Source organism: Emergencia sp. 1XD21-10 (assembly GCF_009936045.1).
GTDB lineage: Bacteria > Bacillota > Clostridia > Peptostreptococcales > Anaerovoracaceae > Senimuribacter > Senimuribacter intestinalis.
This window is the reverse complement of record NZ_QWEQ01000024.1, coordinates 1-17,168: the sequence shown is the minus strand read 5'-3', so window position 1 is coordinate 17,168 and position 17,168 is coordinate 1. Positions and strand designations below refer to the sequence as shown.

Sequence of the window (17,168 nt, the reverse complement as noted above, 5' to 3'; positions counted from 1 at the left end):
TATATGCGATTATTTCGCTCCCGGATAGTCGATGCCGTACTGCTTGATCTTGCGGGATATGGTAGAGGCGTTGACACCCAGCTTTGCACCGGCGTCCCGAAGACTTCTGGAGTTTTGCAGAGCAGACTCTATCAGACTCTTTTCGTAGTTTTCCAGCGACTGAGACAGGGAACTGCCAGAAGACGGGAGCATATCATCACCTTGGGAGATATCTAAAAGACCGTAAAGCATTTCATCGGCGACTTCTTTTGTGCCGGAGGAGCAGATGGTCAGATATTCGATGACATTTTCCAGCTCACGGATGTTACCTGGCCAAGAATACTGTTTCATAATCGTAAGCTGGTCGTCGGTAAGCGTAAAGGGACGATTGTGCTTTTCGGTAAAATATCTGACAAAGTGTCTGCAAAGCTCGTCCAAATCGTTGAGCCGCTCTCGAAGGGGCGGAATGGAAATTGGGATGACGTTGAGACGGTAGTAGAGATCCTGGCGGAATGTGCCGTCTGCAATCTTCAGTTTCAGATTGCTGTTCGTTGCAGCGATAAATCGAATGTCCAGTTTAATTGGTTTTGTTCCGCCTACGCGGGTGATTTCTTTGTTTTGAATCGCGCGAAGGAGCTTGACCTGCAGATCCATGGACATATCGCCGATTTCATCCAGCAGCAGGGTACCGCCGTTTGCCATTTCAAACAATCCCTGTTTGCCGCTTGCGTTTGCACCGGAAAATGCGCCCTTTTCGTAGCCAAAGAGCTCACTTTCCAGAAGATTCGCGGGGATAGAGGCACAGTTGACTTTGACAAAGGTTTTGTCGGAAAGTTTGCTGAGCCGGTGTATTTCATCGGCAACAACTTCTTTGCCTACTCCTGATTCTCCTGTAATCAAAACGGTTGCATCGGTAGGAGCGGCCATTCTGATGGTGTTCCAGACCTTCTGTAGAGAATAGGAGGATCCAACCAGTCGCTTGGAATTTTCTGTGCTTTCGATAATGCGCACATTTTCGCGGCTCTTGTCCAAGGCATTGGCCTCTGCCAGAAATTTACCGAAATCCTCCTGCAAGGATTGCAGAGACAGAATGGGGCGGCTGCTGACCACCACCTGGTGCAGAGTGCCATTTTGGTTAAAAATCGGTACACCTACTGCATAGCCGACGCTGGGCGGATTGGTTTTCTGTACGGTGGAAAGACGAAACACTTTTTTCTGTGTTCTGAGAACGTCTAGTGTGGCGCCACCGGTGAACAAATGCCCATCTTCCACAATGTCAGACACTTTGTGCCCAATCACTTCTTCCGGCAATATGGTCGTGTTGCGCTGATGGGCGGGATTTACGTATAGGCAGACGCCGTCCTTGTCGGTGATAAAAATGCTGTCATCCAGCGCATCGACAACAATCTTAAAATCGACACCCTGTGCCAGGAATACCGATAAATCCTGATAGATTTCCCGCAAGATGTGTGCGCTTTTCTCCGGACTCTGATGGTCGTTTGCTTCTAGTGAATGTTTGATTTTTTCCTGTACCTTCTGAATTGCTAAAACCTGATCCATACGACTGTCTCCTTTATGAAATTACTATTAGTATAACAAAGTTGTTGCTTTGACGCAACAGTGATTTGACTGATGCAACGCAAAGCAGAAAAATTGGCTGAATTTCAATCATTATGCTTTGGCATGGTATTTGCTTTTAATATTGATAACAGATAGAAAAGGAGGCGGCGTTTCGTGAAAAAACTGTATATCAATTGCCAGTCAGGCGTCAGCGGCGATATGATGCTGGGCGCAATGCTGAATTTAGGAGTACCGGAGGAATATTTGACGGAAAATCTGTCCCATCTGAAGCTTGATGAATTTCAGCTCGCTGTAAAGAGGAAAGAAACTGGCGGTGTGGTCGCAACCGATGTAGATGTAGTGCTGAATCAGCCGAGCGATTTGACTACTGCGCCTTACAGTGGAAACTACAGGAATTATGGTCAGATAAAGAAGATAATCGCGGGGAGCAATCTAAGCAACAACGCAAAGGCATTGAGTCGCAGAATTTTCGATATCAAGGCGAAGGCAGAAGCGAAGGTTCACCGTGTATCAGAAGATGAGGTGCAGTTTCATGAGGCGGGTGCCGTGGATTCTATCGTGGATATTGTAGGCATTGCCATCTGCTGTGACTATTTAGATGCCGGTGAGATTATTGCAAAGGAAGTTCCAACTGGTTTTGGCACAGTACAATGTGCCTGTGGAGAACTGCCGGTTCCGGCTCCTGCAGTCAGACAGATTTTGAGCGATGAACAGATTCCGCATTATCGTTCAGATATTCACCAGGAAGTTTTGACGCCAACCGGCGCGTCAATTTTAGCAGGTCTAACCGATACGTTCGGCTGGGACGAAATTCGAGAAGATATATTATCCAGAGGCTACGGAACGGGGAAACGAGATACCGGTCTTGCGCCGCTGGAACTGATATTAGTAGAAGCAAAGGAGAGTTAGAATATGTTTGAAACCAGAAGATTAAATCACAAAAGTAAAGTGATTATTTCGGCAGCTTTGACGGGTGCCGTTACGACAAAGGAGAATAATCCCAATTTACCGACGCAGCCAGCGGAAATCGTAAAATCCGCGATTGCTTGCTATGAAGCGGGTGCTGCGGTAGCGCATATTCACGTCAGAGATGATGAAGATAAGGCCAGCATGCGCTTTGATAAGTTTGAGGAAACGGTTAAGTTGCTGCGCGAGTCCGGCTGCCCGGTTATCATCAATCTGACATCTTCCGGAGGACAGGGCTTTTCCTGGGAAGAAAGAATCCGTCCGTTTAAAGAATTGAAACCGGACATGGCTTCCTTCGATGCAGGAACGATGAACTGGCTCAATTCAGTAGTGTTTATGAATGAGCCGGGATTTCTGGAACTATGCGGCAAGGAAATGATTGCGGCAAACGTAAAGCCCGAAATAGAGGTTTTCGATATGGGCATGCTGAATACCGCCAAATACTATATTAAAAAGGGTTTGATCAAAGAACCTGCCCATTTCCAGCTGTGCCTTGGTGCGCCGGGCGGTATGGAAGCAACCACAGAGAATCTGGTATATCTTGTAAATCATTTGCCGGAAAACTGTACCTGGAGTGCTTTCGGCATCGGTAGAGGCGCCAACGAGATTCTGCTTTCTGCCCTTGCCATGGGCGGAAATATTCGTGTCGGTCTTGAAGATAATGTTTATTATAATGCGGGACAGTTGGCAGAATCCAATGAACAGTTTGTGGCTCGTGTGAAACGGCTTGCGGAGGAAATGGGCAAGTTCGTCGCAACCCCAGATGAAGCCAGAGAAATTCTGGGTCTTGGAAAATAAGTAAGAAATTGTCTGTGTTGTCCTTTCGCAACGGAGGTGCCGCTTTGCAACAGAAAAAGCCTGTGATAGAGAAAAGGCGGGCGGGACATCCTTTGATGGAAAAAGAGCAATTTCAGGGCAAGAGAGTTTTTTTGAGCCCTGGTTAAAACTTTGGCACAACCTTTGCGATACAATATAGCATCAAGAATTAAAATTTCTCTTTTGGTGTCGGAGGAAAAATTGCTACACCAAAAAATATAAGATGAAAAGGAGAACTTATCATGTCAGAAATCGCTGTAAGACACACGCGCGAAGAGTGCTTCGCTCATACAAATGATTGGAAAAAACCTTATGATGGAAGTATCTTTGATATGTTTAGAGATGGCTCATTTGAGCTGATTGATCTTTCAAACCCGTTTGGCAGAGGTAATCCGCTCTGGCCGTCCAACGGAGATTTTCATATTGACAGAGTACAGCATATGCCGATGCACTACAGATTACTACAGACTTTCAATGATTTTCATATGCACAATTCTACTCATGCGGATTCTCCGTCCCATGTCATTCCGGAGAGTCCGTTTACCCATGAGCTGCCAATTCAGAACTATTTTGGCGAGGCAGTTTGTCTGGATATTCCAAAGGGAAAATGGGAACTGATTACTGTTGAAGACATTGAAGAGGCGGCAAAGAAGGTTCCGGGCGGTATCAAAGAGGGTGACTGGGTGCTTCTGAACACCGGCACACACAGACGCTGGGGTGAAAACGATGACTACTTCGCATATAGTCCTGGTCTTTCTATTGATGGCGCGAAGTGGTTTGTAGAACACCATGTAAGAGGTGTTGGCTTTGATATGCAGGCTATTGACCATATTCTGTACACCTATGCTGCAGATCATGGCCCTGGACCATATGTACCGCGTATCGTAGAAGAGTATGAGGAACAGTTTGGACATCCTGCATTGGAAGATTTCCCGGAATGGGAGCCATGCCACGATATTTTGATGGCAAACAACGTCATGGGAATTGAAAATCTGGGCGGAGATTTGGACAAAGTAACCAATCAGAGATTCCTGTTCTGCGCGTTCCCACTTCGCTGGTACATGGGTGATGGTACCATCGTTCGTGCCGTTGCATTTGTTCCGTCTGACAGAATTGACAGAAACGTTCCGGATAAAGAATATCCGTACGGCGTATATTAAAAACTTCATGGGAAATTCCGCACGCAGGAGTTTCCCATATTCATAGGAAAGAAGATGGAGAAAGGAAAAACTGACATGAACGAAAAGAAAAGGATTGCGGTTTTGGGCGCCGGCGTCATGGGCACGGGAATCGGACAGACCTTTGCGATGAAAGGACATGAGGTCATGATGATCTATGTCTATGATGACAAATTGCGGGCAAAACCGATTGAAACCATGACTGAAAATTTGAAGATACTGGCTGAAAACGGCGTCATTGAAGAAGCTGCAATACCGGAAGTTATAGGAAGAGTCAGATGCACAGAAAGCCTAGAAGAAGCAGCAGAATTTGCAGATGTAATCTTTGAATGTATCGTAGAAAATTTGGCGGTGAAGCAGGATTATTTTGCCAAGCTGGATGCGATGTGCAAAGAGAGCACGATTTTGGCTACCAATACATCAGCAATCAGTGTGACGGAAATTGCGGAAAAATCAATACATAAGGAAAGAATTATCGGGACTCACTTCTGGAACCCGGCATATTTGGTGCCGCTGGTCGAAGTCATTAAGACCAGATATGTGGCGGAGGATATCGTGCAGGAAACCTATGATCTCCTTGAAAAGGCTGGGAAATGTCCGGTTATCGTACAGAAGGATGTTCCGGGATTTCTTGCCAATAGAATGCAGCATGCTTTGTTTAGAGAAGCGATTTCCATCGTGGAAAACGAAATCGCGACTGCAGAGGATGTGGACAAGGCGATTAAATATGGGTTTGGCATGCGCCTTGGCGTGAGAGCGCCGATGGAAGTCATCGATGCAGGCGGTACCGATTTAACCTACAGTATTCATGAATATCTGTTTCCGCATATTGAAAACAGTAAGGAACCGTCTCGGCTGCTGAAACAGAAAATGGAGGAGGGAAAATTGGGCTTTAAGAGCGGCGAAGGCTTTATGAAGTGGTCCAAAGAAGAAATCGAAAAATCCCAGAAAGATTTGCTGGAAGGTCTGATTAAAGTGGCGAGAGCCCTGGATCGTATTTAGGAGGTAAAACAGATGGCATTGATGACAGCAGCAGAATATATCGAGAGTCTGCGTAAATTAAAAACTAGAGTATATATGTTCGGAGAAAAGGTTGATAACTGGGTGGATCATCCGATTATTCGCCCGTCTATCAACTGTGTGGCGATGACTTATGCACTGGCGCAGCAGCCGGAATATGCAGACATTATGACAGCGAAATCCAGCATTACAGGTAAGACTATCAATCGTTTTACGCACCTGCACCAGAGTGCGGATGATTTAGTGAAGAAGGTAAAGATGCAGCGGCTTTTGGGGCAGAAAACAGCAAGTTGCTTCCAAAGATGTGTGGGAATGGACGCATTTAATGCAGTATTTTCTACCACCTTTGAGCTAGACGAAAAGTATGGTACTGACTACCATCAGCGCTTTGTTAAATTCCTGGAAATGGTGCAGGAGGAAGATTTAACGGTAGATGGAGCCATGACTGACCCGAAGGGTGACCGTGGTAAGGCGCCGCACCAGCAGGAGGATCCGGATCTTTTTTTACATATCGTAGAGCGAAGAGAAGATGGCATCGTAGTCAGAGGTGCAAAAGCACACCAGACAGGCTCCATCAATTCCCATTGGCATATTATTATGCCGACCCAGGCCATGAAGGAGGCCGATGCGGATTATGCCGTTTCATTTGCTTGTCCAAGCGATGCGGAAGGTCTGTATATGATTTACGGCAGACAGTCCTGCGATACCAGAAAACTGGAAGAGAAAGCAGATATCGATCTGGGCAACCGGAAGTTTGGCGGGCAGGAAGCACTGGTTGTCTTTGATGATGTCTTTATTCCGAATGCATACATCTTTATGGCAGGCGAATATGACTTTGCGGGCATGATGGTAGAACGGTTCGCAGGTTACCACAGACAAAGCTACGGTGGATGCAAAGTCGGCGTTGGCGATGTGGTCATCGGTGCAGCAGCATTGGCGGCGGAATACAACGGCGCAGAAAAGGCTTCTCATGTAAAAGATAAGCTGATTGAAATGACCCACTTAAATGAAACCCTGTATTCCTGCGGCATTGCATGTTCCTGCGAAGGATGTGCGACCAAAGCAGGAAATTATCAGATTGACCTTTTACTGGCAAATGTCTGTAAGCAGAACATTACCAGATATCCTTATGAAATCGTCAGACTGGCAGAAGACATTGCGGGAGGCTTGATGGTTACCATGCCGTCTCAGGCGGATTTTGAATCCGATACGGTAGTAGGGAAAAACGGAGAAACCGTCGGTGAAATCTGTCAGAAATATTTTGCAGGCAGAAGTGATGTAAGCACGGAAGACAGAATGCGCGTCCTTCGTTTCCTGGAAAATATCTGTTTGGGCTCCGCCGCGGTAGGCTACAGAACAGAGTCGCTTCACGGCGCAGGATCTCCGCAGGCTCAGAGAATTATGATTGGAAGACAGGGAAACATTGAGGGAAAGAAAGACTTGGCGAAGATCATTGCAGGCATAAAAAAATAAAGAACCTTCTAAGTAAAATACGAAAACAGGCGGAACCGCTATGGGGCTGTCTGTTTTCGCTTTTTTCTTTCTTCTATGATTGCCAAGTCGGCGGTTTTACGGTAGAATAGTAGAGCAGGAGGACAGGAACATGAAATATTTGGAAATTAACATAGAAACTTCAGCCGCCGGAATCGAGCCGGTAGTCAGTGCGCTTTTGAACCTGGGTATTACGGATACGGTGGTAGAGGATCCCAGAGATATCGAGGATCTGATGGACAAGAAGCAGACCTATGACTGGGATTATCTGGACGACAGTATTATCGAAAAGATGAAGGAAAGTCCAAAGGTGACGGTCTACTTGGAGGATACCGAAGAAAACAGAACCCTGGCAGAGCAAATTGCGCCGGCTATGGAGGAATTACGCTCGAAGGCAAGGGAAGGCATCTTTGGAGAAGGCGCCGATTTTGGAAGCCTGCGTGTAAGCAAGAAACAAGAAGACGACACGCAGTGGAAGGACAAGTGGAAGGAGTACTTTAAGCCGGCAAGGATTGCAGAGAACATTGTCGTAAAGCCGACTTGGGAGAGCTACGAAAGGCAAGGCGATGAAAAGGTCATCGAAATTGACCCGGGTATGGCTTTCGGCACAGGCACCCATGAAACGACTTCCCTCTGCGTGAAAATGCTGGAAAAGTATCAGAAAGAAAGCGATAAGGTACTGGACGTAGGCTGCGGAAGCGGTATTCTTTCCATAGCGGCGGCGCTCCTTGGAGCAGAAGACGTATTGGGCGTGGATATTGACCCAGTTGCTGTGGAAGTTGCGGCGGAAAACATCGAATTAAACGGTGTTGCCAATGTGGCAAAGGCACAGTATGGAGATTTGACCAAGGGAATCGACTATAAGGCGGACATTGTGGTCGCTAATTTGATGGCAGACCTTGTTATGATGTTATCAGAAGATGTGGCAAGGCATATGCAGCCAGGTGGGCTTTTTATCTCCTCCGGTATTCTGCTGGAAAAAGAAGTGCAAGTCACAGAACATCTGCGCAGTCAAGGCTTTGGTATTGTAGAAGTTAGAGAAGACGGCGGTTGGTGTTGTATTGTCTGCAGAAAATAGCACATGGGAGGAAACTATTTGAAAAAGGGTAACGCAAAACAAAGAAACGATATTATATTTATGCTGTTTGCGCTGGTTTTGGGACTGTTCATGGGATGGGCAGCTTATGACCTTGAGGGCATCGGCATTGCCGGTGCAATTATAAAAAATATTGGAATTTGGGTATTTGTTTCGGCTCTTCTTGCTGTGTATACTCCAGAGGCTTTTAAAGCGGCGCTTCACGTGCTGCTGTACTTTATCGGCGTGATTGCTGCATATTTTACGAATTTTGTCGTTATGGGCGGCAGCGTATCTTTCCGGACACTGATTTATTGGCTGATATTTGGCGCAATCGGGGCGCTGGTCGGCTTTATCGACTGGCATGCCTGCGGAAAGGAATGGCTCGGGGCAGCCTGTGCGGCGGTGCCGATTTCTCTTCTGGTGGCGGAAGGCTACTATATATATAAGGGATTTTCTATTTCCCTGGCTTTTGATATCGTGTGCGCAGTGGTGCTTTATATCATCATGGCACCGGGTAAAATGCAGAAGTTGATGGCGCTTCCGTTTATCATTGTCTTTACTTTTGCACTGGTGTATTTTCATGTTCTGTCAGGGATTTTAGGAGGATGGATATGAAGATTTTTACAGATGCAGCTAATATAGAAGAAAGTCTGATTCGTATTACCGACAAAGGAGACATTCGCCATATGATTAAGGTCATGCGCATGAAAGAAGGCGATATGCTTGATGTTTCTGATTCGACAGAATGGGAATATCAGGCAGAGATTCTGTCTATCGATGAAGATTTGGTGTTGCTGTCTGTTTTGGATAAGCAGAAATTTGCCAGAGAGCCGCGGCTTCAGGTGACTTTATTTCAAGGCGTGCCAAAGGCGGGAAAGATGGAAACCATTATTCAAAAGTGCGTAGAACTGGGGGTGTCTTCTGTGGTTCCAGTCTTTATGGACAGAACAGTTGTGGTCGAAAAGGGGAATTTTGCAAAAAAATTGGAGCGCTGGCAGAAGGTAGCAGACGAGGCGGTCAAACAGTGTAAGCGCGGCGTTATTCCAAGTGTTTGCCAGCAGATAAAATTTGCAGAGATCGGTGAGCAGTTGGCAGAATTTGATCTAGTGTTGTTTCCATACGAAAATGAGGAAAATTACTCTATTAAGGATTGCCTGCGAGGACTTTCCGAAAATCCGCAATCTGTTGCTATTGTCATTGGACCGGAGGGTGGTTTTTCTGATAAGGAAGCAGCGTTGATGAAAGAGTGGAATACCTCTTGCGTGACTTTGGGAAAAACCATTTTACGTACGGAGACTGCCGGTATGGCGGCTCTTGCCATGACTATGTACGAACTTGAACTGTAACCGAAAAGGACTGTTATAAAACAGTCCCTTTTAGTCGTTAAGACATTCTGCGATATTAGAACGAGGAGTTCTGATATTACGTTTTAACAAGAATAATCCTTCTGTATCGCCTTGTTGGATTTTGTTGACACCGCCGTTACAGCTGAGACTTGCCTCAAAGCCAAGAGTTTTCAGTAAACTGCGGCAATCCTTCGTGTAAGCACCATAGGGCCAGGTGAATGTGTTGGGAACAGTATTCAATGTTTTTTTTAGCTCTGTCTGAAGAGAAGACAAATCTTCTTTGAGCATCTTTTCGTACGCTTCTTCGGCTTCACCGGCTTTGCGACTGGCGCCTTTGCGTCCTTTGTTTAGATCGTGCAGATCATAGGTATGATTCTGAACTTCCCAGACACCGGATTTTTGCATCTCTGAAAGTTCTTCCCAAGTGACAGCACAGGTCTTTTTATTCTTATAAAGCGTATTTGACATCTCTTCGGTGGCGCTGCCGATGACGGAGATGACAGCTTTCATTTGATATTTTTTCAGAAGATCCGTACCATAGGTATGATTATTGAGAAATCCATCGTCGAAGGTGAGGATGACAGGCTTTTCTGGAAGGGTCAGTTTTCCTGTTTTATCATAGACATAGTCTATGAGTTCGCTCATGGTAATGGTAGTATAACCGTTTTCTTTCAGGTATTTCAGGTCACTTTCAAAAGCTGCTTGACTGACATAGTAATCTCCCATAGCGATGCTGCCGTCGCTTAAGCCATGGTACATCAAGATTGGAACCTCTTTCGTATCGGCAGGATCAGCTGGGATTTCTGTTTCTGCGGCGGCAGGGGCAAGAGCCTGTGAACGGTTTGCAGAGAGCAGACGAATCAGCGGATATGTGTCAATCCAGATCTCCGAAAGACATTCTTTTTGAGATTCGTCAAAGATGAGCTGCATGCCAAAATGTAGATGCGGCACATTGATATTATTGACGTTTTCTTTGATACTGTAACCGGTTTGACCGGAGTAGCCAATGACTTGACCTGCTTTTACACTGTCTCCGATCTTTAGATTTTTGATGTAAGGAGTGTCTTTTCGCAGGTGCGCATAATAATAGTAACGCTGTCCATCACCGGAGCGAATGCCGATACGCCAGCCGCCGTATTGGTTCCAACCTAACGCTTCGACTTTTCCGTCCTCTACGGCGATAATCGGTGTGCCTACAGAGCAAAACATATCGTGTCCCAGATGTTTTCTTGCAAAACCGTAGCTGCGGCCGTTGCCAAAGTCATCGCTTTCGGTGTACCAGTAGCCGGCAGCGACAGGAGAATAGGCGGTAAGCCCGTAGGTGCCGTCTTTGCGGAGTCCCAGCAGGTTGCCGATGACAGCTGAGTATGCGTTGTAATAATAATCGTAGACCTTTAAGTTTTTGGTCAAATCGTCCATGGAACTGCCTGCCTGGCGGGCTTCTGCAAACTGTTGCAGATTCGTTTTTTTATAACTTTTAAAGTTTCCGCCATTTTGAGCCGCCAGATAAGCCAGACTTTCTACCCAGGGCAGGTGCAGATCCTGCTCAAAGGTTTCAATATCCAGTTCCATAGCGTCTTTTAAAGCTTCGTAAGTGATATTAAAATCCACCCATTTGATATAGTCTGTCTGTTTGCTTGTACTTGCGACAGCAGAGACGGCAGTGGCAGAAGATTCGGCGGGCGGTGTGGATTTTTCTGCGACCGTTACAAAAACCAGCAGACATAAAAGAAAAACAGAAAAAAATTTTTTTAGCATGATACTATCCTTTCAAGATAATATATCGGGAAAAGACAAGATTATTCTTGAAGAAAAGGGAAAAAGGTTGTACTATTTATATAGAAAGAGCAGAAAGGAATTTTATGAGAATTGCATTTCACACATTGGGCTGCAAGGTCAATCAGTATGAAACAGAAGCCATGAAGGAACAGTTTGCTGCTGCAGGGCACCAGATTGTAGGGGAAGAGGACTTTGCTGACGCCTATGTTATCAATACATGTACGGTAACGAATTTGGCAGACCGTAAGTCACGCCAGTATATTCGCAGAATGAAAAAAGTAAACCCAAAGGCGCTTGTAGCGGTAACGGGATGCTACGCTCAGGTCAGTCCTCAGGAAGTACAGGCTATTGCAGAGGTAGATATTGTTGCAGGAACTGGCGAAAAGCAGAACTTGCTCAGCTATATTGAGGCTGGTGTTTCCAGTTGTCATGTGCTTGCCTATGAGGAGCTGACCGAATATCAGTCTACAGGGATTATTACGTCTATGGAATCTCGGACGAGAGCTTATATCAAGATTCAGGAGGGCTGTAACAGGTTTTGTTCTTACTGCATCATTCCCTATGCCAGAGGCAAAGTTCGCAGCCGAACTTTAGAGGAAATTGTTGAGGAGGCCAAAGGGCTTATTGAGAAAGGGTTCAAAGAAATCATCTTGACCGGCATTAATACCGCCCTTTACGGAGAGGATTTAGGCTACGATGGAATAGAGCCGCTGATAGCAAGACTGAGCGCTCTTGCCGGTGATTTTCGCATACGCCTCAGCTCTCTTGAGCCTACGGTTATCAACAAAGATTATGTAAAGGGACTTTTAGGCTACGAGAAGTTGTGTCCGCATCTGCACCTGTCCATTCAAAGCGGTGCTGACAGCGTACTTTCCCGCATGAACAGGCATTACAGTCGGGAGGAGTATCTGGATATTGTGAAAGTTCTACAGGGTTTTGATCCCCTTTACGGCATTACAACGGATATTATTGTAGGTTTTCCCGGGGAAACGGAGGACGAGTTTGCTGACAGTCTGCGCATAGTGGATCAAGCCGGTTTCTTAAAAGTACACGTCTTCAAATACTCTCCGCGCAAAGGCACCAAAGCTGCTGACATGACCGAACAAGTAGGTGGAACAGTTAAGAATGCGCGCAGTCAGAGACTTATAGAAAAAGCCGACGCTGCCAGTCAACAGTTTTTTGAAAAGTGTACCGGCGCTGTTCGCAGGGTTTTGTTCGAGGAATTGACAGAAGATGGACTTCTGACGGGATATTCGGATAATTATGTTAAGGTTTATGCTATGGGAACGCCCGAAATGCTAAATCAGTTTTACTGGGTAAAACTTTTAGAACCATATCAAGACGGCATGAAAGGAGAGATTGAAAATGGCTGATTGTATTTTTTGCATGATTGCAAATCACGAGATTCCTTCCAATGTGGCATATGAAGATGATCAGATTATTGCATTTCATGATTTGGATCCGCAGGCGCCAGTTCACGTGCTGGTGATTCCGAAAAAGCATATTGCGTCTCTGGATGATGTTAAGGAAGAGGACCGGGAGCTGATGGGACACATCATGTTCAAGATTCACGAAATTGCGACCGATTTGGAGCTGGAAAATGGCTACAGAGTTGTCAGCAATAACGGCGAAGATGCTTTCCAGACTGTAAAGCATTTGCATTTCCATATCCTTGGAAAACGTAAGCTGACCTGGCCACCAGGCTGATAGCAAGCTGCGGTGCGGAACAAAGCGAATATCGACGCATGTGCATATTTTGGAGAAAAAGTCCCGAAATATGTACAGCGACGTACATATTTCAAGAGAAAATCAAAAATATATGCACGTTTGTAACTGCTAGACACGAATTTTACGTCTGTTTAGCAGTTATTTTATTGGAGATTCACATATTTTGAAGGAAAATCCAAAAAATATGCACACCTTTCGAGAAGAATGTGCATATTTTTGAGGTTTTTTGTTGAAATATGTATGGTCATGAAGTTGATGACATCGCCACGCACTACAGCTTAAAGGTCTGGAACTTTTCCTCGGTGCCCTCTTCCTCACTGAACTCGTAGTCGTTGCCCGGCAGAATTGCGTTAGCAACGATGCCGACGATTGCAGCAATAGCAAGTCCGGATAAAGTGATGGTTGCACCTGCGATGGTGAAAGAAATACCTCCTGCAGCGTTAAAGCCCAGTGCGCAGACCAGAATCAAAGCTGCGATGATGGTGTTTCTTGATTTTGTGAAATCAACCTGATTTTCGACTACGTTGCGGATTCCGATGGCGGAAATCATGCCGTAGAGAATCAGGGAAACACCGCCGATGACAGCCGCCGGAATAGAAGAAATTGCAAAGCTGATTTTTGGAATAAAGGAAAGCAGAATTGCGAAGCAGGCTGCGATTCTGACAACGCGTGGATCATAAATCTTTGTTAGAGCAAGAACACCGGTGTTCTCACCATAGGTAGTGTTTGCAGGACCGCCGAAAGCTGAGGAAAGGCAAGTAGCAAGTCCATCGCCCAGAAGGGTTCTGTGCAGTCCCGGATTAGAAATATAATTCTTTCCTGTGGTAGCGCCGATAGCGGAAATATCTCCGATGTGCTCCATCATGGTTGCAAGAGCAATCGGCATAATAGTGATAATGGCGGAAATGTCGAATTTCATCACTGTCAGGTGAGGAAGTCCGATGATGGCTTCTTCACTGATTGCTGACAAATCGACTTCGCCCATGAAGATTGCTGCAATGTAGGAAATGATTACACCAAGAATGATCGGAATGATTTTAACCATGCCTTTTCCCCAGATGTTAAAAATAATGATGGAAAGCAGGGCAATCAGTGCAAGGGGCCAGTTGGTCTGGCAGTTAGTGATAGCAGTCGGTGCCAGAATCAGTCCGATGGAAATGATAATCGGACCTGTTACAACCGGCGGAAAGAAGCGCATAACTCTTCTTGCGCCGAAAGCTTTAATTAGCGCCGCCATAATTACGTAGATGATGCCGGCAGCAAAGACACCGCCGCATGCGTAAGGCAGCATCTCTTCGTTAGGCGTGCCGTCTACCATCGGTGCAACAGCAGCATAACCGCCAAGGAATGCAAAGGACGAACCTAGAAAGGCAGGAACTTTGCCTTTGGTCAGTAAATGGAATAAAAGGGTTCCAAGACCTGCCATCAGCAGGGTAACAGATACGTCAAGACCTGTCAGAATCGGAACCAGTATGGTCGCGCCAAACATGGCGAAAGTGTGCTGCAACCCTAGAATCAGCATTTTTGGCATGCCTAGGGAAGAAGCGTCATAGATACCGTCAGCTAGTGTTTCTTTCTCAGTCATATATTGATTCTCCTTTATTGAAACGGTAGGGATAATTACTCAACTATTCATACTACTTTAATTTTGGGAAGATGTCAATATAAAATACGGCATTAGTGTGACTTCTCTCGACTTCTCTCTGGTGGAATATATAATTAGGTTAGAAAATTTTTCTGACCTATTTTTTTTATATTGAAATTCCAACGTTTTATGAACCTGATTTTCTTTGGTTTATAGAGGCGATGCAAAAATACGGGTTAAAATCCGTTGGGATTTTTAGAGCCTATGGACATTTGTCCGACATAGTAATAATAAAAGAAATAGAAATAGAAATAGAAATAGTCAAAGAAAGAGGGAGAGAGTATGAGAAACTGTATAGTTAAATTTGTTCATGTTGGAAAGGAGGAAGAATAATGGCAAGCAAGCTGTGGACAGATGCTAATAGAGAAAACCTGGAATTTCTGTTGCAGGAGGGCTATCAGGTCCCTAAAATATCAAAGCTGATTGGCATTTCTCCGGCAACGATCTATAGCGAACTGCGAATGACGCTCACGGAAGATGAATATGCAGATAGACGCTTTACTAAATATACAGCAGAGAGAGCTTGGCAGCAGGAGCGGGCAAGCAGGAGCGGAAAGGTGGTATCTGTACATGAAAATGAATGATCAGTGTGAAGGATGTTCGGCAACAAAGTATTGGTATTTTCGATTTTCCAAAAACTTTTTTAATGATATCGGTATTATTAAAATGGAGAGTTTGATTGGTGGTTATGAGTACCTTGTGATCTTGCTTAAGCTATATGCTCTCTCAACCGAACACGGAGGTGTCTTGAGCTTACCAGCAACGCCATCTGGTGGTTTGGATGTAGCGTTATTGTCGGAAATCCTGCGGCATAAAGTACTGGCAGTAGGAAGTGCGATAGAATATTTTATTGATCACGGATTTATGAAATTGGTATCTGAGCCGGAAACGGAACAGACATATTTGCACTTCCCGGAAGTTAAATATAATACTGGACAATCCAGCAAGGACGCAGATCGGAAGAGAATAGAGAGACAGAAGAAGACAGAAGCAACTACATTGCCTGAACCTGCAAAGGAAAGCGAAAAGCAGGGAAAGGATTATGGGGAATTTAGGAATGTATTTCTTACGAATGAGGAATACCGAAAATTTTCAAATCGGTATGAAAATGCAAAAGTGATTATTGAAAAGCTTTCTATTTGGAAAGCAAAGCGTAATAAATCTGCATCGGCGAATGATTATGCCTATTTATTGAGCTTTGCTGAAACAGACGGTATTTTGAAGCAAAGTGAAAAAGAAAAACAAATGATTACTTATGAGAGATACAAAAGAGAGGCTTTGCTGGGTTATCCGCCGCCACAGGATATAAAGGATATCCTTACGGAGATGCAGTGGAAAGAACTTAACGAACTCGCAGAGAAGAACTTTGATAAATCATAAGACAGAGGGATTAATACATGTGTAGAAAAGAGATGGCACGACATCCGCTTGAGGGGAAGACGATATATGGATGGGAAGTCTTGAGTTACGAAGGATGCCGTAATAATAAAAGTTATTATTGGTGTAAATGCAAATGCTGTGGTCGGCTGTATTTGCGCCGGGCAGATAAATTACTTGCAGGCAGGACAAAACGCTGCGGTGAATGCGCAAAGGAAAAAGTAATGTATGAAGGAGAGGGGAAAGAAAAAATGAATGGACCGATTATACCGAAGAAGATGCGGGAAAATGCGTATGAGAGGTTTAAAGGACATTGCGCTTATTGTGGCAAGCAAATTAAATATAGTGAAATGGAAATGGACTTTTTACTACCGGTTAAGTATGGCGGAAAGATTGAAATTGAAAATTTATTACCGAGCTGTAGGGTATGCAACCGCTATCGCAAAAATCGCAAATTAGAGCAATTTCGATCCAGCTTGGAGTTGATACCGAAGATATTAACCAGGGATAGCGGTGCGTATCGAATTGCGAAACAATATGGCATGATTCAGGATGTTCCCAAACCGAGTGTACAATTTTGGTTTGAAGAAGAAAAGCATCGGGCCAGGGAGCAGACTTTTGCCAAGGGCTCTATACTAGATGCAATGAATACGATTTCTGCATTTTGTAAAACCCATGATTGTGATGACTGTCCGATGGAGATAAATTGTAGCCATCAATTGGAACCAAAGAATTGGATACCCGATGAAAACTTGTGAGACATAAAATGTGAGGGGAGGTCGCCAGGAAAGCAAAATGAGGACAAAAAGAACAAAATTTAACGGGACTGTTTTGCAGTCGGACATATTTGACTCTTGCTACTACGCCCTGAGAAGCTATCCGTTTTTGCAAAAAGTGCAAGTAAACCTTTGTGAGATAGATGTATATGGCTATAGGCAAAGCTTTATCGACAAAATACATGAGAAAGTGGATATTGAAAAGCAAATCGCTGTAATGGATGAGGCATTTGCAACTGTGCCAGATAAATATATCGATGCAGTAAAATACTGCCTTTTTACAAAAGACAGCAAAGCTGTACAGCAAGATACGGTTGTCTATACATATGGGGTGGATTATGCAGAAGTGTGCGTTTGGCTGGACAAGCTGATATATCAGTATGCAGTATTGTCAGGGTGGCCAGTACC

Annotated in this window: 17 protein-coding genes; 14 read left to right on the top strand and 3 right to left on the bottom strand. The window is 44.9% G+C overall.

Features of this window, described 5'->3' with window-relative positions; genetic code table 11:
• Nucleotides 1-9: 9 nt before the first annotated feature.
• Nucleotides 10-1,539, bottom strand: a complete 1,530-nt coding sequence (locus D1151_RS13460; protein WP_160200467.1) for a sigma-54-dependent Fis family transcriptional regulator — start codon at nucleotides 1,537-1,539, stop codon at nucleotides 10-12.
• A gap of 174 nt (nucleotides 1,540-1,713) precedes the next feature.
• Between D1151_RS13460 and D1151_RS13455 the strand changes: the two genes are divergently transcribed.
• The 8 genes from D1151_RS13455 to D1151_RS13420 all read left to right on the top strand — a co-directional run bounded on the left by D1151_RS13455 (nucleotide 1,714) and on the right by D1151_RS13420 (nucleotide 9,455).
• The gene (locus tag D1151_RS13455; protein ID WP_160200466.1) at nucleotides 1,714-2,469 is read left to right on the top strand and encodes a LarC family nickel insertion protein; all 756 of its coding nucleotides are present in this window, start codon (nucleotides 1,714-1,716) and stop codon (nucleotides 2,467-2,469) included.
• 3 nt (nucleotides 2,470-2,472) lie between these two features.
• Entirely contained in the window at nucleotides 2,473-3,324 is an 852-nt protein-coding gene (locus D1151_RS13450) for a 3-keto-5-aminohexanoate cleavage protein (protein WP_161909239.1), read from the top strand.
• A 260-nt stretch (nucleotides 3,325-3,584) separates the two neighbouring features.
• Nucleotides 3,585-4,502 (top strand): cyclase family protein, encoded by a 918-nt coding sequence (locus tag D1151_RS13445; protein WP_160200464.1) that lies wholly within the window; start codon nucleotides 3,585-3,587, stop codon nucleotides 4,500-4,502.
• A gap of 75 nt (nucleotides 4,503-4,577) precedes the next feature.
• Nucleotides 4,578-5,522, top strand: a complete 945-nt coding sequence (locus D1151_RS13440) for a 3-hydroxyacyl-CoA dehydrogenase family protein (RefSeq protein ID WP_160200463.1) — start codon at nucleotides 4,578-4,580, stop codon at nucleotides 5,520-5,522.
• Between the two features lie 12 nt (nucleotides 5,523-5,534).
• Entirely contained in the window at nucleotides 5,535-7,013 is a 1,479-nt protein-coding gene (locus D1151_RS13435) for a 4-hydroxyphenylacetate 3-hydroxylase family protein (RefSeq protein WP_161909238.1), read from the top strand.
• A gap of 130 nt (nucleotides 7,014-7,143) precedes the next feature.
• Nucleotides 7,144-8,109 (top strand): 50S ribosomal protein L11 methyltransferase, encoded by a 966-nt coding sequence (prmA, locus tag D1151_RS13430; protein WP_161909237.1) that lies wholly within the window; start codon nucleotides 7,144-7,146, stop codon nucleotides 8,107-8,109.
• Between the two features lie 18 nt (nucleotides 8,110-8,127).
• The gene (locus tag D1151_RS13425) at nucleotides 8,128-8,724 is read left to right on the top strand and encodes a hypothetical protein (RefSeq protein WP_160200460.1); all 597 of its coding nucleotides are present in this window, start codon (nucleotides 8,128-8,130) and stop codon (nucleotides 8,722-8,724) included.
• Complete coding sequence (locus D1151_RS13420; protein ID WP_161909236.1) at nucleotides 8,721-9,455, top strand: 16S rRNA (uracil(1498)-N(3))-methyltransferase; 735 nt, start codon at nucleotides 8,721-8,723, stop codon at nucleotides 9,453-9,455. Before D1151_RS13425 ends, D1151_RS13420 begins: the two co-directional genes overlap by 4 nt.
• Nucleotides 9,456-9,485: 30 nt before the next feature.
• Here D1151_RS13420 and D1151_RS13415 read toward each other — a convergent pair whose 3' ends face one another.
• Nucleotides 9,486-11,213 (bottom strand): polysaccharide deacetylase family protein, encoded by a 1,728-nt coding sequence (locus D1151_RS13415; RefSeq protein WP_161909235.1) that lies wholly within the window; start codon nucleotides 11,211-11,213, stop codon nucleotides 9,486-9,488.
• A gap of 104 nt (nucleotides 11,214-11,317) precedes the next feature.
• On the opposite strand from D1151_RS13415, the gene mtaB reads away from it, so the two are divergent.
• Nucleotides 11,318-12,607, top strand: a complete 1,290-nt coding sequence (gene mtaB, locus D1151_RS13410) for a tRNA (N(6)-L-threonylcarbamoyladenosine(37)-C(2))-methylthiotransferase MtaB (RefSeq protein ID WP_161909234.1) — start codon at nucleotides 11,318-11,320, stop codon at nucleotides 12,605-12,607.
• Nucleotides 12,600-12,941, top strand: a complete 342-nt coding sequence (locus D1151_RS13405; protein ID WP_160200456.1) for a histidine triad nucleotide-binding protein — start codon at nucleotides 12,600-12,602, stop codon at nucleotides 12,939-12,941. The genes mtaB and D1151_RS13405 overlap by 8 nt, the downstream gene beginning before the upstream one ends.
• A 292-nt stretch (nucleotides 12,942-13,233) precedes the next feature.
• Here the strand turns inward: D1151_RS13405 and D1151_RS13400 are convergent, their stop codons facing one another.
• Nucleotides 13,234-14,547 carry a uracil-xanthine permease family protein gene (locus tag D1151_RS13400; protein ID WP_161909233.1) on the bottom strand — a complete coding sequence of 438 codons (1,314 nt, stop codon included), beginning with the start codon at nucleotides 14,545-14,547 and terminating at the stop codon, nucleotides 13,234-13,236.
• Between the two features lie 392 nt (nucleotides 14,548-14,939).
• Here D1151_RS13400 and D1151_RS13395 point away from each other — a divergent pair, with 392 nt between their 5' ends.
• From D1151_RS13395 to D1151_RS13380, 4 genes are all read left to right on the top strand, one after another.
• Entirely contained in the window at nucleotides 14,940-15,191 is a 252-nt protein-coding gene (locus D1151_RS13395) for a hypothetical protein (protein WP_160200883.1), read from the top strand.
• On the top strand, nucleotides 15,085-15,987 hold the full coding sequence (locus tag D1151_RS13390; RefSeq protein WP_306770905.1) for a phage replisome organizer N-terminal domain-containing protein: 903 nt from the start codon (nucleotides 15,085-15,087) through the stop codon (nucleotides 15,985-15,987). The genes D1151_RS13395 and D1151_RS13390 overlap by 107 nt, the downstream gene beginning before the upstream one ends.
• Before the next feature lie 221 nt (nucleotides 15,988-16,208).
• The gene (locus D1151_RS13385) at nucleotides 16,209-16,742 is read left to right on the top strand and encodes an HNH endonuclease (RefSeq protein WP_161909231.1); all 534 of its coding nucleotides are present in this window, start codon (nucleotides 16,209-16,211) and stop codon (nucleotides 16,740-16,742) included.
• Between the two features lie 37 nt (nucleotides 16,743-16,779).
• Nucleotides 16,780-17,168, top strand: a 389-nt coding sequence (locus D1151_RS13380; RefSeq protein WP_161909230.1) for a hypothetical protein, incomplete at its 3' end; no start/stop codon positions are given.